General features: G+C 46.7%; 21 protein-coding genes and 1 tRNA gene. 4 read left to right on the top strand and 18 right to left on the bottom strand.

Annotated features, from left to right (window positions below; translation table 11 throughout):
- Positions 1-28 precede the first annotated feature (28 nt).
- Positions 29-910 (top strand): LysR family transcriptional regulator GigC, encoded by an 882-nt coding sequence (gigC, locus tag FTU50_RS00110; protein WP_005179612.1) that lies wholly within the window; start codon positions 29-31, stop codon positions 908-910.
- A gap of 49 nt (positions 911-959) precedes the next feature.
- Here gigC and FTU50_RS00105 read toward each other — a convergent pair whose 3' ends face one another.
- The 16 genes from FTU50_RS00105 to ndhC all read right to left on the bottom strand — a co-directional run bounded on the left by FTU50_RS00105 (position 960) and on the right by ndhC (position 17,946).
- Positions 960-1,661: a cold shock domain-containing protein gene (locus tag FTU50_RS00105; RefSeq protein WP_016659365.1), complete on the bottom strand. Its 702-nt coding sequence runs from the start codon at positions 1,659-1,661 to the stop codon at positions 960-962.
- Positions 1,662-1,773: 112 nt separating this feature from the next.
- Positions 1,774-2,067: a cold-shock protein gene (locus FTU50_RS00100; RefSeq protein WP_005179613.1), complete on the bottom strand. Its 294-nt coding sequence runs from the start codon at positions 2,065-2,067 to the stop codon at positions 1,774-1,776.
- 80 nt (positions 2,068-2,147) lie between these two features.
- Positions 2,148-2,783 (bottom strand): uracil phosphoribosyltransferase, encoded by a 636-nt coding sequence (upp, locus tag FTU50_RS00095; RefSeq protein ID WP_180046395.1) that lies wholly within the window; start codon positions 2,781-2,783, stop codon positions 2,148-2,150.
- 122 nt (positions 2,784-2,905) lie between these two features.
- Positions 2,906-4,399: an NADH-quinone oxidoreductase subunit NuoN gene (gene nuoN / locus FTU50_RS00090; protein WP_005179615.1), complete on the bottom strand. Its 1,494-nt coding sequence runs from the start codon at positions 4,397-4,399 to the stop codon at positions 2,906-2,908.
- A 3-nt stretch (positions 4,400-4,402) separates the two neighbouring features.
- Positions 4,403-6,016, bottom strand: coding sequence for an NADH-quinone oxidoreductase subunit M (gene nuoM, locus FTU50_RS00085; protein ID WP_104491474.1), 1,614 nt, complete (start codon positions 6,014-6,016; stop codon positions 4,403-4,405).
- Position 6,017: 1 nt separating this feature from the next.
- Complete coding sequence (nuoL, locus tag FTU50_RS00080; RefSeq protein WP_005179621.1) at positions 6,018-7,913, bottom strand: NADH-quinone oxidoreductase subunit L; 1,896 nt, start codon at positions 7,911-7,913, stop codon at positions 6,018-6,020.
- A complete protein-coding gene (gene nuoK, locus FTU50_RS00075; RefSeq protein ID WP_005179622.1) occupies positions 7,910-8,218 on the bottom strand; it encodes an NADH-quinone oxidoreductase subunit NuoK in 309 nt (102 codons plus the stop codon). Before nuoK ends, nuoL begins: the two co-directional genes overlap by 4 nt.
- On the bottom strand, positions 8,218-8,736 hold the full coding sequence (gene nuoJ, locus FTU50_RS00070) for an NADH-quinone oxidoreductase subunit J (RefSeq protein ID WP_171065113.1): 519 nt from the start codon (positions 8,734-8,736) through the stop codon (positions 8,218-8,220). The genes nuoK and nuoJ overlap by 1 nt, the downstream gene beginning before the upstream one ends.
- On the bottom strand, positions 8,736-9,278 hold the full coding sequence (gene nuoI, locus FTU50_RS00065; protein ID WP_005179629.1) for an NADH-quinone oxidoreductase subunit NuoI: 543 nt from the start codon (positions 9,276-9,278) through the stop codon (positions 8,736-8,738). The genes nuoJ and nuoI overlap by 1 nt, the downstream gene beginning before the upstream one ends.
- Before the next feature lie 16 nt (positions 9,279-9,294).
- Positions 9,295-10,296, bottom strand: a complete 1,002-nt coding sequence (gene nuoH / locus FTU50_RS00060; RefSeq protein WP_005179637.1) for an NADH-quinone oxidoreductase subunit NuoH — start codon at positions 10,294-10,296, stop codon at positions 9,295-9,297.
- A 3-nt stretch (positions 10,297-10,299) separates the two neighbouring features.
- Positions 10,300-12,978 carry an NADH-quinone oxidoreductase subunit NuoG gene (gene nuoG, locus FTU50_RS00055; protein ID WP_005179641.1) on the bottom strand — a complete coding sequence of 893 codons (2,679 nt, stop codon included), beginning with the start codon at positions 12,976-12,978 and terminating at the stop codon, positions 10,300-10,302.
- A gap of 11 nt (positions 12,979-12,989) precedes the next feature.
- Positions 12,990-14,321: an NADH-quinone oxidoreductase subunit NuoF gene (gene nuoF, locus FTU50_RS00050; RefSeq protein WP_005179643.1), complete on the bottom strand. Its 1,332-nt coding sequence runs from the start codon at positions 14,319-14,321 to the stop codon at positions 12,990-12,992.
- The gene (gene nuoE, locus FTU50_RS00045; RefSeq protein WP_005179645.1) at positions 14,318-14,827 is read right to left on the bottom strand and encodes an NADH-quinone oxidoreductase subunit NuoE; all 510 of its coding nucleotides are present in this window, start codon (positions 14,825-14,827) and stop codon (positions 14,318-14,320) included. Before nuoE ends, nuoF begins: the two co-directional genes overlap by 4 nt.
- A 14-nt stretch (positions 14,828-14,841) precedes the next feature.
- Entirely contained in the window at positions 14,842-16,629 is a 1,788-nt protein-coding gene (gene nuoC, locus FTU50_RS00040; protein ID WP_005179647.1) for an NADH-quinone oxidoreductase subunit C/D, read from the bottom strand.
- An 87-nt stretch (positions 16,630-16,716) separates the two neighbouring features.
- Entirely contained in the window at positions 16,717-17,394 is a 678-nt protein-coding gene (locus FTU50_RS00035; protein WP_005179652.1) for an NADH-quinone oxidoreductase subunit B family protein, read from the bottom strand.
- A 6-nt stretch (positions 17,395-17,400) separates the two neighbouring features.
- Positions 17,401-17,946, bottom strand: coding sequence for an NADH-quinone oxidoreductase subunit A (gene ndhC, locus FTU50_RS00030; protein ID WP_005179655.1), 546 nt, complete (start codon positions 17,944-17,946; stop codon positions 17,401-17,403).
- Positions 17,947-18,416: 470 nt separating this feature from the next.
- On the opposite strand from ndhC, the gene FTU50_RS00025 reads away from it, so the two are divergent.
- Entirely contained in the window at positions 18,417-18,773 is a 357-nt protein-coding gene (locus FTU50_RS00025; RefSeq protein WP_104505625.1) for a hypothetical protein, read from the top strand.
- Positions 18,774-18,809: 36 nt separating this feature from the next.
- On the opposite strand, the gene FTU50_RS00020 is transcribed toward FTU50_RS00025, so the two are convergent.
- Complete coding sequence (locus tag FTU50_RS00020; protein ID WP_005179661.1) at positions 18,810-19,718, bottom strand: farnesyl diphosphate synthase; 909 nt, start codon at positions 19,716-19,718, stop codon at positions 18,810-18,812.
- Positions 19,719-19,927: 209 nt separating this feature from the next.
- Positions 19,928-21,118 (bottom strand): 2-methylaconitate cis-trans isomerase PrpF, encoded by a 1,191-nt coding sequence (gene prpF, locus FTU50_RS00015; protein ID WP_163145532.1) that lies wholly within the window; start codon positions 21,116-21,118, stop codon positions 19,928-19,930.
- A 328-nt stretch (positions 21,119-21,446) separates the two neighbouring features.
- Between prpF and FTU50_RS00010 the strand changes: the two genes are divergently transcribed.
- Positions 21,447-22,802: an amino acid permease gene (locus tag FTU50_RS00010; RefSeq protein WP_034597873.1), complete on the top strand. Its 1,356-nt coding sequence runs from the start codon at positions 21,447-21,449 to the stop codon at positions 22,800-22,802.
- A gap of 85 nt (positions 22,803-22,887) precedes the next feature.
- Positions 22,888-22,963 (top strand) — tRNA-Arg (locus FTU50_RS00005).
- Positions 22,964-23,119: the final 156 nt, after the last annotated feature.

The raw sequence follows: 23,119 nt of genomic DNA, 5'->3' as shown, positions 1-23,119 counted from the left end.
ATATTTTTTAAATGTTAAGGCTATATTCATGCGCATGACTTTACGCCAATTGGCTGTTTTTGTAGCAGTCGCTCAAGAAGGCACAGTAACCAAGGCCAGTGATGCCGTCAAACTGACGCAAAGTGCGGCGAGTATGGCTTTAGCAGATCTGGAAGATGGTTTAGGCGCACCATTGTTTGACCGTTTAGGTAAACGCCTGCAATTGAATGATCTGGGCCGTTTTTTACTCCCGCAGGCGCTTGAAATTCTGGGTCGCTGTGAGGCCTTTGAACAGGCCGCCAAAGGTGAGCTGCAAAGCATTGATTTGCGTCTGGGCGCGACCCTGACCATTTCCGATTATCTGATGCCAGATTTAATGGCCAACTTCCTACAAATTCAGCCACAGGCGCATTTACAGCTGCAAGTCGGTAATACTCGTCAAATGATTGAAGCAGTCAACCAGTTCCAGCTCGATTTAGCCCTGATTGAAGGTTCCTGTCATTTACCGCAGCTGCAATGTATCCACTGGCGTGATGATGAACTGGCGGTCTGCTGTTCACCGAATCATCCGCTGGCGCAGCTAGACCGTGCCTTAACCGCAGAAGACTTTAAACAGGTGGAATGGATTTTACGAGAAGAAGGTTCAGGCACGCGTGAAGTATTTGATAACGCCATTTTAAAAGATGTGCCAGATGCCAAAATCCGTTTAACCCTGGGTCATAATGAAGCCATTCTGAAAATTGTGGCCGGCGGCTTAGGCATGTCCTGTATTTCAAAACTGGCGATTGAGCCTTTACGTGAAAAAGGCCAGCTGGTGATTTTAGACACTCCATTCTGGCAACTGGCGCGGCCTTTATTTATGCTGGTGCATCGTCAGAAATACCAGGGTCCAGGTCTGAAAGCCTTTATGAAGTTCTGTGACAGCAAATAAGACTGTATTTAATCCATAAAAAAGCGCCTGCAGGCGCTTTTTTCATACCTTATCGAAATTGGCTTTCACATGGAATCCCGTCGCCATCACCATCCATTTTGGTATTTGGGCAATTACGAATAAAGAATAAAGCCTCCTCATAAGACTTCATCTGACTACAATGCTCGCGGCCATCACATTTAAATTGTTCAGATGAGCTGCTACTTACAGGCAGCGCTTGCTCTACATTCTCTTGGACATTTTCTAAATTCTTTTTCCCTTTTTCACTAAGTCCAAGTTCCGGTAATTCGCCATGTACCGCTCTTTGCTCAGCTACGATCTGTTGCTGAGCAATCATCAGTTCTTCAAGTTTTTGCTGTTTCTGAGCTTGATATTCTTGATATTTCTTATATACCAAAATACTTAATCCTAAAATAATGATTAAGCCTAATACAGTAATGATCTTTGAGTTAAGCCATGAAGACTTCTTTTTATCTCTTGACGAAACTTTACCCTCGATATTTCTGTATCGTAGATTGTTCTGTTCAGCAGGCTCTGATACTTTTAGGTCTAAGCGCACAATATTCGCGGCTTTAAATTTTCCTGCATCTTCAACAATTATAAATTTTAGATTTTCACCGATTTTAGGTGGAACATTCTTATTGGGAAAATCTTTGATGTGGAAAAATAAATCTTTTGACTCTTTCTCTATCTGAATAAAACCAAAACCACGATCTTCATGATAGCTTTTGATTTTCCCCTCTTGAAACATAATGCGCTCTTATCTTTGATATTTTTAATAATTGTAATAAAAAAGAAGCTAAAAAGCCTCTTTTCTATTCTTATACTCGACTTAAGCAGAATATATAAATTCTACCTCAGTACTAACGTCGGAAATTGGACAGCAGGGAAGAAGTAATCGACTGGTTATGGGCGGCCACTTTGGATTTTTTGGCTTTGGCCGACTGGTCTTCAACCCGCTCAATTTTCACTGCTTTAAACTTGTTGCCGTTTTTGACCACATTAAATTTCACCCGGTCATTTCGCTTCGGTTCTATCCCATCGGCCGGGAAATCGGAAATATGAAAAAACACTTCGCCTTCCGGACAGGCAATAAAGCCGTAACCCTTGTCTGCGTTGTATTGCTTAACTTTACCCTGATATTGTTCGTTGCTCATCGACCTGTCCCCCTTTTGCGCTTCAAGCTTAGTATATAAAAAAGAGGCTATAAAAGCCCCTTCTCTGTTCACTGGCAAAATCAGTCTTTTTGCACGGAACCGAAAATTTTGTCACCGGCATCACCCAGGCCCGGTACGATATAGCCATTTTCATTCAGGCCCTGATCCACAGAGGCAGTGAAAATTACCACATCCGGATGCGCTGCTTCTACACGATGAATGCCTTCTGGCGCAGCCACCAGCACCATCACGCGAATATCTTTACAGCCGCTGGCTTTTAACACATCAATCGCCGCCACTAAAGATGAACCGGTGGCCAACATTGGGTCAATGATCATGGCAATACGGTTTTGTACATCCGGTACCAGTTTTTTGTAGTAGGTACGTGCTTCCAGCGTTTCTTCATCACGCTCTAAGCCCAGTACAGACACTTTGGCGCTTGGAATCAGGTTCAGGAAACCATCCAGCATGCCAATACCGGCACGTAAAATTGGTACCACCGTAATTTTTTTACCGGCAATACGGTCTACCGTGACCGCACCATTCCAGCCGTCAATTTCATGCTCGACCATTGGCAAATCTTTGGTCGCCTCATAGGTCAACAGCATGGTCACTTCTTGCGCCAGCTCGCGGAAGTTTTTAGTGCTGATATCTGCACGACGCAGTAAACCGAGTTTATGACGAATGAGCGGATGACGAATTTCATGGATAGCCACGGGAGAACACCTAAAAGGTTAAGATAAAATTCCGTCTATTATAATCATTTTTTGACCCTGATAAAAACAAAAAAGCCCTCAAATATTGAGGGCTTTTTGCTAGACAATTCTCTTTTTCAAGATTATTGCTGAGACAGCATGAAGTGAATTGGAGATAAAATCTCGGCTTCAAGCGCCATCTGGATAATTGGATCCGGATAAACACCAATCACCAATACCGCCAGTGCAGCCAGCAGAACCATGATCCCGCCAACACGTTGACCCCAGTGATCGACTGCATCCATTTTTGGTGTTTCTGGCGGAGTCATATACATCACCACCATCACACGTAAATAGTAATACAGACCAATACCCGAACCGACAATAATCATCGCTGCCAGGAACCAGTGCTGGGTTGTTACCGCAGCCATGACAATCAGGAACTTACCAATAAAGCCTGCAGTCAGTGGAATACCGGCCAGAGACAGCATCATCACGGTTAATACAGCAGTCAGCACTGGACGACGCCAGAACAGACCACGGTATTCAGCCAGACTTTCTGCTTCTGAAGTGTTGTTATATGGACTCGACATTAACGCTACGGCACCGAAAGCACCAATCGTGGTTAATACATAGGTAATCACATAAACAGTCACATTACCCAAGCTGGCATAAGTCAGACTGATCAGACCAATCAGCAGATAACCGAAGTGTGCGATTGAAGAGTATGCCAGGACACGCTTCAAGTTCACTTGGCGTACCGCCAGGAAGTTACCGACCACAATCGACAGTACGGCAATAATGGTCAGCAGTGTAATAACTGATTCTTGCAGGATGGCACCTGAAGTCAGCAAGTAACGTACGAACAAACCAATGGTCGCCACTTTGGCAGCCGTTGCCAGGAAGGTCGCGATTGGTGCTGGAGCACCCGCATACACATCTGGTGTCCATTTGTGGAATGGTGCCAAAGACAGTTTGAATGCAACCGCAAAGATAATTAAGGCAATACCTAAAATGACCAGTGGCTGGTGCAGGTTCTGCATAAGCGCCTGTACAGAGTCATAGAATGACAGTGAACCAGTGTAGGCATAAATATACGCCATACCCATCAGCAACATCGCAGATGCGGTTGCTGAAAGTACCAGGTATTTCACCCCTGCTTCTAAAGACTTCGAACGCTGATGCGTATAGGCTAACAAGCCATACACCGGAATCGACATCAATTCCAGGCTGATGAAGAATGAAGCATAGTGCGAGCTTGCCACCATGAGCATTGCGCCTGCAACTGAGGACAACATCAGGATGTACAGCTCTTCACGATTGTCTTTATAGCTTTCAATATAAGCATGTGACAAGGTACAGCAAGCCAGTGCAGCAACCAGGATCAGTAACTGATAAACCAGTGTGAACTGATCAATCATAAACATGCCCATGACATTCGCTGGTGCAAAAGCACCACCGAATAATGAGAGCAGAATATACGCTGCAGCAAGGTTTAAGCCCACTACAGATGCTGTCGCAATCAGGTTATGGTTACGCTTGATTGCGGTGAGAATCATCACGACGATCGCAGTTAAAGCCACGATCATCACAGGAGCTAATGGCATAAGCTCGGAAAATGACATTGTGAAGTTCATGACTTATTGGATCTCCACATTTTCGAGTTGAGTGCTTACCTGTTCGGTCACTTCAACTAGCTCTTGAACTGGAATGTAGCTGTTTGCTAACCACGCCATGCTTGAATTGGAAATATCAAGGAAGCTTTGTGGATACAGACCAAGCCATAACAGACCAACGGCACAAATTAACAGAATCACAATTTCACGCGCATCCAGATCTTTTAACGGATTGCTGTAATGCTGTTTTTGCTCTTCGTTTGGTGTACCAAATAATGCTTTGTGAATCAGGATCAGACCATAAAGACCTGCAAACACCAGACTCACTGCAGCAATGATTGTAAATACAGGGAACTGGTTGAATGAACCCATCAGAATCAGGAATTCACCAATAAAGTTACCCAGACCCGGGATACCGACCAATGCTGCCACGAAGAACATCAGGAAGAAGGCCAGATACGGGAATTGACCACGAATACCACCCATCAGACGCATGTCACGGGTATGCACACGTTCATAAACCTGACCACACATAATGAACAATGCAGCAGATGACAAGCCATGTGCCAGCATCATGATCATTAAGCCTTGGTAAGTCAGGATATTACCTGCGTAAATCGCCAGTAACACAAAGCCCATGTGCGAAATAGAGGTATAAGCCAACAGGCGTTTCATATCGGTTTGCTGGAAGGCACACCAAGCGCCGTAGAAAATACCAATTAAACCGAAAATAATCGCGATGTCTGCAAACTGTGCAGAAGCCGCCGGGAAGAATGGAATCACAAAACGGAGTAAACCGTACGCTGCAGTCTTAATCAAGATACCTGCAAGGTCAACAGAACCTGCTGTTGGTGCCTGTGCGTGGGCATCTGGTAACCAGCCGTGTAACGGGAAAACTGGAAGTTTTACCGCAAAGCCGATGAACATACAGATCATGAAGGCATAAGCCACTGCTGGTAACTGTGCATCAAGTGTATTCGCCACCGCTAACAGATAGTGGTAGTTGAACGAGATGGTACCTGACAGCATGTAACCGTAAATCACCAGACCCAGGATGCCGATCAGCATGATCAGACCTGCAACCTGTGTATAGATGAAGAACTTGGTTGCTGCGTAAACACGCGATTTACCATCTGCCCCTTTATGCCCCCAAAGCGCAATCAGGAAGTAGATTGGAACCAGCATCATCTCCCAGAAGAAGAAGAACAGGAACAGGTCAATCGCCAGGAATACACCAATCACGCCACCTAAAGACCATAACAGGTTCAGGTGGAAGAAGCCTACGTTCTTCTGGATTTCACCCCAAGAACAGCCGACGGCCAAAATACCCAGCAGCGCCGTCAGGCCAACCATGAGTAATGATAAGCCATCTACCGCCAGGTGAATGTTAATGCCCAGGGTTTGAATCCAAGGCAACTGGAATTGGGCAGCCCAGCTTGGAACCTGTGCACCCAATTCATATTGATACGTACCTGATTGCCATAACGCCAGGGTCAGACCCAGCGTTACCAGCATACCCACCAGCGCAATATAGCGCGGCAGTTTGTCGTCGAGCTTGTCGACGATCCAACAAATAAAACCTGCAATGAACGGAACGAGGATCAGTGCGGGTAAAATGATATTGTTTGGAGCTTCCATCTTATTTCCCCACGACCTGAGTCACGACCACGACCAGCAGTAAAACAACAACACCCAGGGCCATACTAGAGGCGTATTCGCGCAATGAACCGGTTTGACGTGAACTGGTAAAGCTGTTGCCTGCTTTAACAATTGCAGGAAGCACCAGCCACAAGCCATCAATCGGATCGCGACCTAAAATTTTAGCGATAAGCAGGTAAGGCTTCACGAATACGATGTCATACAACGCATCGAAACCAAGTGCATTACGGCAGATATTGGCCAGACCTGAACCCAGAGAAGTCTGAGCAAAGCCTTTTACGGCATTGTAAGCAAACGCAAACAGCACCACGCCAACAGCAAGACCTGCCAAAGCAACCCCAATCGCGATGTATTCAGCACCATGTGCACCGGCTTCAAGCGCTTCAGGAATAATGAAGGCTGGAATTTGTGCAGCATCCAGAATGCTCATCACTGGTGCTTTCAGCACAATCGCCAGACCCGTTGAAAGCACTGCCAGAATTGCCAGTGGAGCCCAGTAAGTAATGCCTTTGATTTCATGATAAGGCGTGTTTTCTTTGCCGAAGAATACTACCCAGATTAAACGGAAAGTATAAATAGACGTTAAGAACGCACCTGCAACACCCACCCAATACAGTGTATTGAAGACTGGTACGCCAGCTAAATGGCTTTGTGTCCACACCGCGGCCAGAATCGCATCTTTAGAGAAGAAGCCGATGGTCAGGAATGGAATGGCTGCCAAGGCACCGCCACCAATCGCGAAACATGCAAACAGGAATTTGTTCTTGTAGAACAGACCGCCCATCTTGAAGATGTTTTGTTCGTGATGGTAAGCCAGAATCACTGCACCTGAAGACAAGAATAATAATGCCTTGAAGAATGCGTGAGTCAGCATGTGGAACAGACCTGCCTGGTACGCTTCAGCACCCACGGCCATAAACATATAACCGAGCTGACTCATGGTTGAGTAAGCCAGAATACGTTTGATATCGGTTTGAACCAGCGCTGCAAAACCAGCCACCAGCAAGGTTACCGCACCGGTAATAGAAATGAAGATCATCACTTCTGGTGCAAGTTCAAATACGCTGAACATACGGCAGCATAGATAAACACCCGCAGTCACCATGGTTGCCGCGTGGATTAACGCAGATACTGGCGTCGGACCTGCCATCGCATCTGCCAACCAGGTTTGTAACGGGATTTGCGCAGATTTACCAGCAGCACCCAAGAACAACATTAAGGCAGTCCAGATGGTAATTGATGAGCTTTGGGTCATAACCGCAGCAGCATTCTCAACGATATACTGTGTATTCAGGGTACCGAACTGTTGGTACAGCAAGAACAGTGCAATCAGCAGGAATACATCACCAACACGCGTTACGGTAAATGCTTTAATTGCAGCAAAACCGTTGGCCGGGTTCTGGTAGTAATAACCGATTAACAGGTAAGAACACAGACCTACACCTTCCCAACCCAGGAACAATAACGCCAGGTTATCGCCCAGTACCAGCAGTAACATGCTGGCTACGAACAGGTTGAAGTAAGAGAAGAAACGTGCAAAGTCTTCCTCACCACGCATATACCAAGATGCGAAGATGTGAATCAGGAAACCAACACCGGTAATCATGCCCATCATCAGCAACGATAAGCCGTCAAGCTGCAAGCTGATGCCTGGGGCAAAATCACCCACGCTAAACCACGTCCACAAATGCTGAACGTAAAGTTCTTTACCGTTATTGACAAAGTCAAGGCCGGCAATCAGGGCAAATAATGCCGATAGACCAACTGCCCCTACCCCGATAATCGCCGCAACTTTCTCAGGAAGATTGTGACGCCCTGCCGCTAATAAAATAAAACCGATTAGCGGGAACAAAATTGTTAAATATAAATAACTCATCCGCGCATCTCACTAGCAGCATCCACATCCAGGTGATGGAAGCGATGATAGAACTGAAGGACGATCGCAAGACCGATACACGCCTCTGCCGCAGCCAGCGTCAGAATCAAGATGAACATGATCTGGCCATCTGGTTGTACCCAGGCACTACCCGCCAGAACGAACGCAAGTGCTGCTGCGTTCATCATGATTTCAAGGCTCATTAAAATGAATAACAGGTTGCGTCGCACCATTACACCGTAAAAACCCAGTGCAAAAAGAATGGTTGCAACGATCAAACCATGTTCTAAAGGGATGTTGCCCATTATTGTTTTTCCTCTTCTGCACCTGGTTCACGTTTACCTAAGTGGAATGCTGCAACCAGGGCTGCTAGCAATAACATCGCGGCAACTTCAACCAATAATAAATAGTGAGTAAAGAGTGCTTGACCGACTTCTTTAGGACCAACAATTTCGGTTCCCATGACAGCTGGCGTGCTGGAGTAATCAGATGCAAGCATCCATACCAGAACCAGACCCATCAAGAAGCTCATTAATGCTGGATATGCCCATGCAGATGAGTTGAGCCATTTGCTCTCTTGTTCAACAGTTTGCTGACCCAAGTTCAACATCATCACCACGAACACGAATAACACCATGATCGCGCCGGCATACACAATAATTTCCAGGGCACCGGCAAACGGTGCACCCACAATCATGAACATCCCTGCAACTGCAAGTAATGACACGATCAAGCTCAGTAACGCATGTACTGGGTTCGTGTTGGTGACAACACGAACAGTAGAGATAATGGCCACGAGTGCCATCAAATAAAACGGCCACATCATGGTAATAGACTCCGTACATCAACAGGTGCACTTTCTTTTTGTGCTTGACCTTTGTCTTTACCTGTAACTGCCATACCGGTTACACGGTAGAAGTTATAGTCAGGATATTTACCCGGACCTGAAATCAGCAAATGTTCTTTTTCATAGACCAGGTCCTGACGAACATATTCACCCAATTCAAAGTCTGGTGTCAGCTGAATTGCAGTTGTCGGGCAGGCTTCTTCACACATACCGCAGAAGATACAGCGAGAGAAGTTGATACGGAAAAATTCCGGATACCAACGACCATCTTCCTGCTCTGCTTTTTGCAGTGAAATACAACCCACTGGACATGCAACGGCACACAGGTTACAGGCAACGCAGCGCTCTTCGCCATCTGGGTCACGTGTAAGCACGATACGACCACGGAAACGCGGTGGTACGATTTCTTCGGCTGGCACTTCCGGATATAAAATGGTGTCACGTTTGCGGGTTGCGTGGCTGAACACCATCCACAACGAGCGCACGATTGACCCAAATCCAGCTAGAAACTTATACATTTTGTTCTCCCTGCCCTTACCACAAGATAACCGCGCCAGTAACCAGCAGGTTCACCAACGCTAATGGCAAGCAAATTTTCCAGCCAAAGTTCATTACCTGGTCATAACGTGGACGCATCAAAGAACCACGTGCCAGAACGAACATCATTACAAAGAATGCTGTTTTGATAATGAACCAGAATGCTGGAGGTAAGAAATCAAGTCCGAATGGCGCTAACCAGCCACCGAAGAATAACGTCACGATCAGCGCAGAGATCAGCACCACGTTGACGTATTCCGCAACGAAGAACATCCCCCATTTCATACCGCCGTATTCAACGTGATAACCTTCTGCCAATTCCTGTTCTGCTTCTGGTTGGTCAAACGGGTGACGGTGCGTTACCGCAACACCTGCAACCACGAAAATCAAGAAGCCCAAGAACTGAGGAATTACAAACCAGACGTCTTGCTGTGCTTCTACAATTTCACGCATGTTGAATGAGCCGGCAATTGCCACCACACCCATCAGGGAAATACCCAGGAACACTTCATAAGAAATGGTTTGCGCTGCAGAACGTAGACCACCCAGCAATGCATATTTGTTATTTGATGACCAGCCACCAAACAGAACCGCATAGACTGCAATACCCGCCATTGCCATAAAGAACAGCAGGCCGATGCTCATGTCTGCCACACCTAAATACGGTGATACAGGAATAACCATGAACGACAGTACCGCAGTTGCCATTGCAACTGCAGGTGCCATACGGAAAGTCAGCTTGTCAGCGAATTTTGGTGTCCAGTCTTCTTTGAACATGATTTTCAGCATGTCGGCGACAATCTGGAACATACCGCCCGGACCTACACGGTTCGGACCGTAACGGTCTTGCCATAAACCGAGCAGACGACGCTCGATAAATGACATTAATGCTGCAACCAGTACCACAACCAGCAAGATCACAATCGCTTGAATGACTGAATAGGCAATTGGCCAGTTCTCAGCCCAAAGCGGTGTTTGACGCATTAATTCTTGTTCCATGAATTATACTCCTACCGCGACTGACACAGGCTCAGCAAGAGATACCGTCGGTGCTAGACCAATTGGGTAACCAATATAACCTGTAGGTAAATATTCAATCACTTGAACTGGAAGAACAATTGAAGTCTCACCTGCTTTCACAGTGATCTTCTGACCATCTTTCAGGTTCAAACGGCTTGCATCCTGTTCACCCACGGCAAACATGGCTTCAGGAATACGTGATTCCATCGCTGGTGTTTTAATGGTGAATTCACCTGACGCAAAAATATGATGCATTGGCACCAAACGGAAGCTGTCCGGATTGGCCAATACAGGGCTTGGTGCTACGAAGCTACGTGCTGGACGTTTTGGTAAACGGTCGAATAAACGTACGCCTGAATCACCACCTTTTAAGTGACCGCCCACGTTGTCCTGGAATTTGTTCCAGGCCTGTGGCGAGTTCCAGCCTGCAGACCACGCAAATGGCACCAGTGCAGATGGCGTCTGATTACCGACATAACCTTCCATCGAGAAAGTTAATGCAGAATCGACATCGGTCGGCTGTTTTGGTTCGTGAATCGAAAGCGGTGCACGAATGGCAGTACGGCCTGAGTAACGACGTGGTTCACGTGCCACTTTCAGACCATGGACACGGAAGCCCGCATCTGGTGCAACGTCTAAAATACCTTCTAATGCCGGTACGTTTTTCGCTACAGACTCGATCACATCATCCAGCAAGGTCCATGAAATCGCTTTACCTTTCATGCCAGTTTCAAGGGCATGTAACCAGCGCCAAGATTCTTTAATCGCCAGTTCCGGCTTGTAGTAGCTTGGGTCATACACTTGATAGAAACGCTGTGCACGGCCTTCTTGCGATACCACAGTACCATCACCTTCAGCGAAGCTTGCTGCTGAAAGTACGATGTCTGCTTTCGCCACAGTCGCAGTTTCAGAGTGGTCCAGCACAATAATGTCTTTACCTGCAAGTGCAGCATCGACCTGAGCCGCTGGTAAACGACGGTAAAGGTCATTTTCCACCACAATCACAGTGTCATAGTCTTGTGCAAAGGCTTGCTCCAAGCTCTGACCACCAAAGATCGCCAAGCCCATTGAGTTCACTTCAGGAACAGTCAATGTTAAGCCTGCATTACCAAGGTTTTGAGCCACTTGAGCCGCAGCTTCCATGATGGCAGCGTCTTGTAAGCTTGTACCAGAGATGATTAAAGGCTTCTTCGCCGCTTTTAAGGTATCTGCGATGGTTTGCGCAAATGCTTTGGCATCGTCATCTAAACCGGTAATCACTTCGCCTTTTACGCCAGCTGCAATAGCAAAGCCTAAACGCGCGATGTCATTTGGAGATGCAACCACTTCACCAGTTGCTACATCTGCTAGACGGGTTTGTGTTGCAGCCAGAATGTAAATCGGAGATTTCGCATCTTGCGCAATACGTTGTACTGGTTCAGCCAGCCATTCTTGAGTACGACGCTCTGCCGCCATTTCTTTGGCTTTGTTTTTCGCCGCTTGACGAACAGATAAAGCCATACGTGGTGCAGTTTGTGTCAGGTCTTCACCCAGAATTAACACGGCGTCATAGCTTTCAATTTCACGCATGCCCGGGTTGTAAACACCTTCGGTTTGCATGATTGATGCCGCCAGTTCCACCAGACTTTGCTCTTTTTGCGACATACCGGTTGAGTAGTTGTCCTGACCAACCAGTTCGCGCAGTGCAAAGTTCGATTCAAGCGAGGCACGTGGTGAGCCAATACCCAGCACTTTTTTGCCTTGAAGATTCTCAATCACGGTGTCTAATGCCTGATCGACAGACACAGTCGTGACATTTTGACCATCACGGAATTGTGGCTGACGCGGACGATCTTCACGGTTCACATAACCGGTACCGAAACGGCCTTTGTCACACAGGAAGTACTGGTTCACTTCACCATTGAAACGGTTTTCTACACGACGCAGTTCACCATAACGCTCACCTGGAGAAATGTTACAGCCTGAAGAACAGCCTTGGCATACGCTAGGCGCATACTGCATGTCCCACTTACGGTTGTAGCGCGCAGAGTGAGTTTTGTCGGTGAATACACCTGTTGGGCAGACTTCAGTCAGGTTACCCGAGAATTCAGATTCTAAAGTCCCTGATTCTGGACGACCGAAGTACACACGTGATGCGTTGGCATACACGCCAAAGTCGGTACCGCCAGCATAGTCTTTGTAGTAACGCACACAACGGTAACAGGCGATACAGCGGTTCATCTCGTGCGCAATAAACGAACCCAGTTCCTGGTTGTAATGCGTACGCTTGGTGAAACGGTAACGACGACGGTCGTGTTGCGTCATTACAGTCATATCCTGTAAATGACAGTGACCACCTTCTTCACAGACCGGACAGTCGTGCGGGTGGTTGGTCATCAAGAATTCAACAACAGAAGCTCGGAAATCTTTTGCTTCTTTGTCTTCAATCGAGATGTAGGTATTGTCAGCAGCAGGCGTCATACATGACATGACCAGACGACCACGCGTATCTTCAGGATTCGCGTATTGCGTCACAGCACATTGACGGCAAGAACCGACAGAACCTAAGGATGGATGCCAACAAAAATATGGGATGTCGATGCCAAGGCTTAAACAAGCTTGCAGCAAGTTTTCTGAGCCGTTGACTTCATACGATTTTCCATCGACATGAATTGTAGCCATAGTCGAATTCCTTAAGCTTGTTCTACGTTGCTGGTCTGAGCTGCGGCATTCACCACTTTCGCTTCAAACTCGCCACGGAAATATTTGAGTGCGCCCATTAACGGTTCCATCGCACCTGGTGCGTGTGCACAGAAAGTTTTACCAATCCAAAGCTTACGGGTCAGTTCCTGTAAGTGATCGATGTCTTCTTTCGTACCCGTACCATCTTCGAGTGCTTTCAGTGCTTTTACCGCCCACGGTAAACCATCACGGCAAGGTGTACACCAGCCACATGATTCACGCGCAAAGAATTCTTCTAAGTTACGGGTTGCTGAAACCATACATTGGGTTTCATCGACCACCATCAGCAGACAGGTACCTAAACGTGAACCCGCTTTCATGATGCTTTCTGCATCCATTGGCAGGTCAATGTGCTCAGCAGCCAGGAAGTCTGTTGATGCACCACCTGGTAACCATGCTTTCAGCTTCAGGCCGTCACGCATACCACCGGCATGTTCTTCAATCACTTCACGTGCAGTGGTACCAAAAGGCAGCTCCCAAAGACCTGGGAATTTCACCTTACCTGATGCACCGTAAATTTTCGTACCTGGATCTTTAGATTTACCCGCAGACAGGTTGATGTACCACTCAGGACCACGTAACAAAATGGCTGGCAAGTTGTTGTAGGTTTCTACGTTGTTGACAATCGTAGGACGACCCCACGCCCCTGCAACTTGCGGGAATGGCGGTTTGGTACGCGGATTGGCACGGCGACCTTCCAGCGAGTTAATCAGTGCGGTTTCTTCACCACAGATATAACGGCCCGCGCCGGTGTGTACATACAGCTCGAAGTTCCAGCCAGAACCCAGGATGTTGTCGCCCAGGTAACCTTTGGCACGAATCTGCTCAATTGCTTCATTTAAGTATTGTGCAGCTTCGATGTACTCACCACGGATAAAGATATAGCCGTGAGTCGCTTCCAGTGTATATGCCGCAATCAGCATACCTTCAATCAATTGATGTGGAAGTTTTTCCATCAACAAGCGGTCTTTGAAGGTACCCGGTTCCATTTCGTCGGCATTACAGATCAGGTAACGTGGACCTGAATTGTCATTTGGCGCCATCAGCGACCATTTGATGCCTGCCGGGAAGCCTGCACCACCACGACCTTTAACGGTTGCAGCTTTCACCACATCCAGCACTTCAGCCGGTGTCATGCTAATGGCTTTTTTGAAGCCGGCATAACCATCAAGCGCTTCGTAATCATCTGCATTACGAACATGCTCTTGTTTACTCAAACGCCAAGTTAATGGATGAGTTTCTGGGTTACCGTCGCCATAAATTGGTTTTGGTTCGGTATTCATACATACTTCTCCAATAACTGTTTAATTGATGTCACTTCAACCAGACCGTGAGTATCTTCATCAATCATTAACGTTGGACCTTTGTCACAGTTGCCCAGACAGCAGATTGGCAGCAAAGTGAAACGACCATCTGCAGTCGTTTGACCAAACTGAATACCAAGCTCGCGCTGGAACGCTTCTGCCAAAGTTTCCGCCCCCATCAAGAAGCACGCGATAGAGTCACACAAAAGAATAACGTGACGACCTACCGGTTGACGGTAAATACGGTTATAGAACGTTGCTACCCCTTCTAAATCAGCAACACTGATTGAAAGCAGTTGAGCAATCGCATTGAGCTGTGCGTCATCAATCCAGCCATTACGGCGTTGTACACACTTCAGCGCATCCAGAGATGCTGCACGTGGGTACGGATAGTGACCAATGTGATGTTCGATTTCGTGGATTTCATCCGCAGTTAAAATCCCTTCAACATTCACACGTGGCTTTTTATCAGTCAAAATCATCATAATGCGTTTACCCCTTAGCGATCCACGTCAGCCATTACGACATCAATTGTCGCTAAATAAATAATCAAGTCAGAGACCAGACTGCCGTTAATCACCGAAGGAATTTGCTGTAAGTGCGTGAAGGTTGGTGTACGGATACGGGTACGATAACTCATGGTTGACTTGTCTGAAGTCAAGTAGTAGTTCGACGCCCCTTTCACCACTTCTGCCATTACAGATGCTTCACCTGCCGGCATGACAGGCCCCCAAGACACGCTCAAGAAGTGCGTAATCAGGGTTTCAATATCTTGTAATGTCTTGTCTTTTGGTGGTGGAACAGCCAGAGGATGATCCGCTTTATATGGACCAGATGGCATGTTATCCAAGCACTGCTTGATGATTTTTAAAGACTGTTCGATTTCGCGGTAGTGAACGATGACACGCGCATAGGCATCACCTTCGTACTCCACCGGCACTTCGAAGTCATAGTTTTCATAGCCGCTGTATGGACGGTATTTACGTACGTCAAAGTCGATACCTGTTGCACGTAAACCGGTACCTGTCACACCCCAGGCCAATGCAGATTTTGCATCGTACTGCGCTACATTGCGGGTACGGCCTTCAAACACCGAGTTTTTCAGCGCTGCAGTATGGTATTCCTTCAGACGCTTTGGCATCCACTCCAGAATCTCGCGGATCAGGTGCTGCCAGTTGTTTGGAAGGTCATGCGCGGTACCGCCAATACGGAACCAGGCTGGGTGCATACGGTAACCGGTGATCGCTTCAATCGCGTCATAAATCTTCTGACGGTCGGCGAACATATAGAATACTGGGGTCATACCGCCGGCATCCTGAATTGCTGTACCGATATAAAGCAAGTGGTTATTGATACGGAACAGTTCCGACATCATCACACGGATACATTGTGCACGCTCTGGCACCTGAATACCGGCCAGCTGCTCCACACCCATCACATACGGCATGTTTTGCGCACAACCACCGAGGTAGTCGACACGGTCGGTATACGGAATGAATGAGTGCCAGGTTTGACGCTCAGCCATTTTCTCTACACCACGGTGGTGATAGCCGATGTCGGGTACACAGTCTTTTACTTCTTCACCATCCAGCTGCAAGATGACACGGAACGCACCGTGCGCAGATGGGTGGTTAGGACCCAAGTTCAGGAACATGAAGTCTTCGTCTTCGTTACCGCGGGTCAGCCCCCAGTCTTCCGGTACAAAACGTAAGTGTTCCTGTTCAAAATCCTGCTTGGCCTGGTTCTGCATATACGGGGTATATTCAGTGGCACGTGCAGAATATTCCTTGCGCAGCGGGTGACCTTCCCAATAGGTTGGCAGCAAGATACGACGGAGCATTGGATGCCCTTCGAAGTTAATGCCGAACATATCGTAAGCTTCACGCTCGTACCAGTTGGCATTTGGCCAGATATTGGTCGCAGTCGGAATATTCAGATCGTTCTCATTTAGCGCAACTTTGACACGGATATCGCTGTTACGTTCTAACGACAACAGGTGATAGAACACGGTAAAGTCAGATGCAGGCAATCCGTCGCGGTGCGTACGTAAACGCTCATCTACCGCAGACAGGTCAAACAGCATCACGTATGGACGTGACACTGTACGCAAGAACATCAAGACTTCTTGTACGCGTGCGCGCTCAACCCAGACCGTTGGAAAATCTTCAAAAGTCGTTTGCACATAGAAGTTCTCACCAAATTTGGTTTTGAGCTCTTCTACAATTGCAAATGCTGGGCGGGAATCAACTGCTGTTGATTCTGGCATAGCAATGTCAGTTTCAGCCATTGGCTTGGCTTCCTATTTAATACAAATTCAGTCAACCTAAACGACAACTACACCCATAACGGGTGCACCACGATTTTGTCGCTTAAATTATTTAATTTCATCCATAGAGCGCAGGTTTTTCACCGCAATACGCTGTGCTTGCTTACGGTCACGTTCTGGCATCATCTTTGGCTTATACACTGGCTTAAGATCATCACCAATCACCGCAGACAGCGGACGGCGCTCTAATTGAATTTGGTCTTGCAACAACATTAATGCCTGAATTAAGGCTTCAGGACGTGGTGGGCAACCTGGGATATACACATCGACAGGAATGATTTTATCCACACCTTGTACAACCGAATAAATATCGTACATACCGCCTGAGTTTGCACATGCACCCATTGAGATGACCCATTTTGGCTCAAGCATTTGCTCGTACAAACGCTGGATTACTGGGGCCATTTTCACGAAACAGGTACCGGCGACAATCATGAGGTCGGCCTGACGAGGTGAAGCACGAATAACCTCGGCACCAAAACGTGACAAGTCATGCACGCCGGTTAAAGTCGTTGCATACTCTACGTAGCAGCAAGATGTACCAAAGTTAAACGGCCAAACTGAGTTCTTACGCCCCCAGTTTACTGCTGTATGTGCCAAGTCTTCTAAACGAGTCATGAACACATTTTTATTCACTTCTTCTTCAAGCGGATCTGTAACGATCTGGCGCTCCTGAAGTGGATATTGATCAGCATCCGGATTCGCACGGGTTAAGGTATATTTCATCCCGAGTTACTCCTTATCAGATGATATAGCCTGTGATTTTTTCACATGACCAGCAGATTGAGCAGGAATTTGACCAGTAGGGTCGATTACCAGCTCTTCAATTGAGTTAAAGCGGGTAATTTCTGCAAGATCCATATTTGGTGAACCGATTTTAGGTTTAATCCCTGCAGCTTTACGTTTGTCAGATGGAGCCCAGTTCAGTGCACCGGTTGACAGTTCGTAAATCAAACCAACGAGTAAAACTAAAATAAATACAGCAGCCGTTGCAAAGCCCACCCAACCTACTTCACGAACAGAAGCTGCCCATGCGTATAGATAAAGTGCTTCTAAGTCGAACACAACGAAGAAAATCGCAACTAAATAGAACTTGGCAGACAAGCGAATGCGTGCACCACCTGCACTCACAACACCTGACTCAAACTGCTCCTGCTTGGCACGGCCCCATGATTTACCCCCTAGGAGTAACGGGACAGTGAGCATAAAGACGCATAAAAATGTAACGCCGATCACGAAGGCAATAATTGCCCATTCGTATGGAGTAATGGCACTCATGCGGGGATAACTCCTGGCAGGCCTATTTATTAACAAAGAATGTATGTATTGGCCTTCAAATACACCAAACACAAAATTAATCCCGCCAATTGTACCTGATTTATGATTTCACTTGCTAGCTTATAAGCCTTAGTCTTTCGGATGATTTTTCCGCGAAACAAATGCCAGAGCACCATTCTGTTGGCCCCTACAGGCCATAATCGCTTTACTAAATCAAGATGTGTTTATTTATTAATTTTTCCAAAATTTTGCATGAGTCGCTGCTATTGATCACTAAATTTGCAATGGCCAATCCTGCCAGCCGTATTCGGCTTCATTTACACCGAATTAAAATGATGATCTTATTCTGCGCCTGAATGCCGGCGTGATTTGTATATTTTTGCAATTTAAAGCGCTTAAGGCTTCATCAATCTGAAGGCTTATGGTATTCCTAAGAAGAACTATAAATTTCAATAATAAGGAGTACATACATGAGCTTAAAATTTACCCATCATCCTGAGTACTTTCTCTTTGCCCAGCTAATTATGCGTCATATTGAAAATTATATTGAGAAACATCCAGACGCGAACAATGCCATTTTCGATTTACGTGATATTTACGAGCTGTTCCGTCAGGACAAAGCCTCAGCCAGTATTAACCTCGATGGTATTTTAAATATTGCTGATGAGTACACGGTGGATACCCTGGACGGTGACCAGAAACTGATTAGCCGTTACAATATTGATGCCAAAGACAATAAGCTGCTGTTTGACTTTAATCAGGCTGCACTAGAAGGCCTTAAGAAAGGCAAAGCCCTGATTGCTCCGGATGCCAAAATCCAGGAATAAAACAAAAAAGCGTGTTTTGACAACACGCTTTTTTAATTAACTTTTACGTTGCCATAAAAATTGTGAAATGGCTCTTAATGCGGCGGCATCTTCAGCAAAGTAGTCTAGCGCCTGCAGGGCTTGATCATGCAAATCTGTGGCATAAGCCTGTGCCTGCTCCAGCCCCATCAATGCCGGATAGGTCGATTTCTCCACCTGTTCATCCTTCCCGGCAGTTTTGCCTAACACTTCAGTATCAGAAATAATATCCAGAATATCATCCTGGACCTGGAAGGCCAGACCAATCACCTGCCCATATTCGCGCAGTTGTGGAATCGCGCGATCGGTACCCTCAAAAATCGCTACTGCAGCCATCATAATCGCCGCAGAAATTAAAGCACCGGTTTTATTGCGATGAATCGTTTCTAACGCAGCCTGATCGACCTGCTTGCCTTCGGCCTGTAAATCCAGCACCTGTCCGCACACCATCTTGGAAGACGCGGTCGCCAGAATCTGCATCTGCTTTAGCACAATTGTCGCATCTACTGCCGCACCCTGATCAAACAAACGGCTGCCCAATACCTCAAAGGCCATTGACTGCAAAATATCACCGGCCAACAGTGCCGTATCTTCACCAAAAGCCGCATGACAGGTCGGCTGGCCACGGCGCAGCAAATCATTGTCCATACAAGGCAAATCATCATGCGCCAGCGAATAGCAGTGAATCAGCTCAATCGCCACCGCTGCACGGCGCACTGCCGCCATATTGGTATTCGGTTTTAAGGCTGCTGTGGCATAACACAAGGCCGGACGCACGCGTTTTCCACCCAGCATTACTGCATGATAGACCGCCCCTTTTAAAGGCTCAGGAATGGCAAAAGCGTCTAAGGCTGTCAATAAATCTTGTTGGATACGTTGTTGCGCTTCAGTCAACACAGTTACAGGGACGTCAGTGAGAGATGACACATTTGCCTCGAATTGGTTGTTCTATAAGATTGTTAGCCGTCACTGGCCAACCCCCTGTCCGCATTGTACCTCTAATTTAAGTTTTTTTAAGCCTTAACTACAGACAAGCGGATATTTCAGTTTTTTTCAGCTTTCGATCTCAATCCATAAAAAACGCCCCTATTGAACATAGAGGCGAATTCATTAATTCAGGCAAAATCAAGTCAGCGTTATTCCAGCACCTCGGCCGGTACACGTACCCAGCCTTCCATCAGCACCCGCGCACTACGGCTCATCACCGCTTTTTTCACCTGCCACTGACCGTTTTCCTGCACCGCTTGCGCGCCGACGCGTAAAGTCCCAGAAGGATGACCAAAACGCACCGCTTCACGCTCGCCACCACCAGCAGCCAGATTCACCAAGCTCCCCGGCACGGCAGCGGCTGTCCCAATGGCCACCGCAGCAGTGCCCATCATGGCATGGTGCAGTTTACCCATCGACAAGGCACGCACCAGCAAATCGACATCTTCAGCCTGAATATTTTTACCACTTGATGCGGTATAGCTCTGTGGACGCGCGACAAAAGCAATTTTCGGGGTATGCTGACGTTTTGCCGCTTCCGCCACATCATCAATCAAGCCCATCTGCTTAGCCCCATAGGCCCGGATTTTTTCAAAACGCGCCAGCGCCTCCGGATTACTATTAATGTCATCCTGCAATTCGGTACCGCTATAGCCAATTTCATCGGCATTTAAAAAGATGGTCGGAATACCGGCATTAATAAAAGTCGCCTGAAAAGTCCCGACATCTGGTACCACAAAGGTATCCACCACATTGCCAGTCGGAAACATGGCCCCGCCCTCTTCGCCATCATCGGCCGGATCTAAAAATTCAATTTGTACTTCTGCTGCCGGAAAAGTCACACCATCCAGCTCAAAATCACCGGTTTCCTGCACCTGGCCATCGGTGATTGGCACATGCGCGATAATGGTTTTCTGAATATTTTTCTGCCAGATACGCACAGTGCACAGACCGTTTTCTGGAATTTTATCGGCATCCACCAAGCCCTGACTGATGGCAAAGGCACCCACCGCAGCAGTCAGGTTGCCACAGTTACCGCTCCAGTCCACAAAAGGCTGATCAATTGCCACCTGACCAAATAGATAATCGACATCATGCTCCGGCTGGCTGCTTTTGGCCAGAATCACGGTTTTACTGGTACTGGAAGTGGCGCCGCCCATGCCATCAATCTGCTTGCCATAAGGGTCCGGGCTGCCAATGACCCGTAGCAGTAGCTGATCACGAATTTTTCCAGGCACTTGCGCTTCGACTGGTAAGTCATCCAATTTGAAAAAGACACCTTTACTGGTACCGCCACGCATATAGGTGGCTGCAATTTTAATTTGTGGAGCGCAGCGCATTCTTATCTAATCCTTTGATTTTTCGTTGTATTACATAATCCAAAGCAAGGTTTTTGCTTGCTTTAAATGATAACGTCTTTTGCTTAAAAAATCAGGTGAACTGGACTTAAGTATAAAATTTACCCAAATCTTTGGCTGCAGACTTGAAATTTTCAAGCCTAAAAAAATATAGCCAATAAAATTAATATCTTGATTCAATTATTGTTTCAACAAAATGACCATTTTTCGATTTTATGAGCTGTTCTGAAGCGACTGGTGATCTACTAGGCTAATTTGCAACTATCTATTACAATCGAGCCACTTATTATACATTGTCGGGCTGAACACTTTGAACAACGAGTCTTCTCAACTTCAGCGTGGCTTAAAGAACCGTCATATCCAACTCATCGCCATGGGCGGCGCGATTGGTACTGGCTTATTCTTAGGTTCCGCTCAAGTCATCCAATCCGCAGGTCCCTCTATTATTTTAGGCTATGCGATTGGGGGTTTGATTGCATTTTTAATTATGCGCCAACTGGGCGAAATGATTGTTCATGAACCAGTTGCAGGTTCTTTCAGCCATTTTGCTTATCGCTATTGGGGGAAATTCCCTGGCTTCCTGGCCGGCTGGAATTACTGGATTTTATATATTCTGGTCGCCATGACCGAACTCACCGCTGTCGCCAAATATATTAACTACTGGTGGCCGCATATTCCGGCCTGGTCCTCGGTCCTGTTTTTCTTTATTGTCATTACCCTGATCAACCTCGGCAATGTAAAATTTTATGGGGAATCAGAATTCTGGCTGGCAATTATTAAAGTGGCCGCAGTAGTATCGATGATCATTTTTGGTCTGTACCTCCTGTTGACCGCAGATGCCAACTCGACTGCTTCATTTAGCAACCTCTGGAGCCATGGCGGATTCTTCCCGCACGGCTTTGAAGGCTTATTCTTCATGCTGGCCTTCCTGATGTTTGCCTTTGGCGGGATCGAGCTAATTGGTATGGCAGCAGCAGAAGCGCAGGACCCGAAAAAGACTATTCCAAAAGCCATCAATCAGGTGGTGTTCCGTATCCTGATTTTCTATGTTGGTTCATTGACGATTTTACTGTCGTTAGTGCCATGGAATCAGCTGGAACTGGGCGGTCTGGATAAAAGCCCATTCGTGATGATCTTTAGCCAGTTAGGCATTGGCTGGGCGGCACATCTGCTGAACTTTATTATTTTAACGGCGGCGCTGTCGGTTTATAACAGTGGTATGTATGCCAATAGCCGGATGCTGTTCGGTCTGGCCCAACAAGGCAATGCGCCAAAAGTATTCCTGAAAGTGAACAAGCAAGGCGTGCCAATTCCTGCGGTGCTGTTCTCTGCCCTGCTGATTTTTGGCTGTGTATTGTTGAACTACTTTGTACCAGAAGACGCTTTAAGTCATCTGATTTATATTGTGGTCGGTGCCTTGGTACTGAACTGGGCCATGATTACCCTGACTCACCTGAAGTTTATTCAGGCCATGAAAAACTCAGGTCAAACCACCTCTTTCCCTGCACTGTGGTCACCTGTGGGTAACGTGATTGTGCTGCTGTTTATTGCCACCATCCTGTACATTATGTGGACCCAAGGCTTTAGCGAATCGGTGTATATGATTCCGGTCTGGATTGTGCTGATGTGGGGTCTGTTTAAATTGCTAAAACAAAAAAACAGCTAAGTTATTTTTACTGACAAAAGAAAAAGTTATTACTTCGGTAATAACTTTTTTTTCAGCTTTTTTTCAGCTAAATTAAGGGCGTTTTGTGCCCTTAGCTTAACTGGATAGAGCAGTTGCCTCCTAAGCGACCGGCGTGGGTTCGAGTCCCGCAGGGCACACCATCGTATCTATAAAAAAGGAAGGCGCATCTCCACTGCTGTCCCATAGTTTGCTTTAAATAAAAAAACCTGAGTCCTAACAGTTAAAATATGAGTGTAAACAAACACTTTAACGACCAGGATTCAGGTTTTGTCACATCAGAATACCGTATTTCATGA

It is taken from the genome of Acinetobacter sp. YH12112 (genome assembly GCF_013418945.1).
GTDB lineage: Bacteria > Pseudomonadota > Gammaproteobacteria > Pseudomonadales > Moraxellaceae > Acinetobacter > Acinetobacter indicus.
This window is presented reverse-complemented; position numbering and strand designations above follow the sequence as displayed.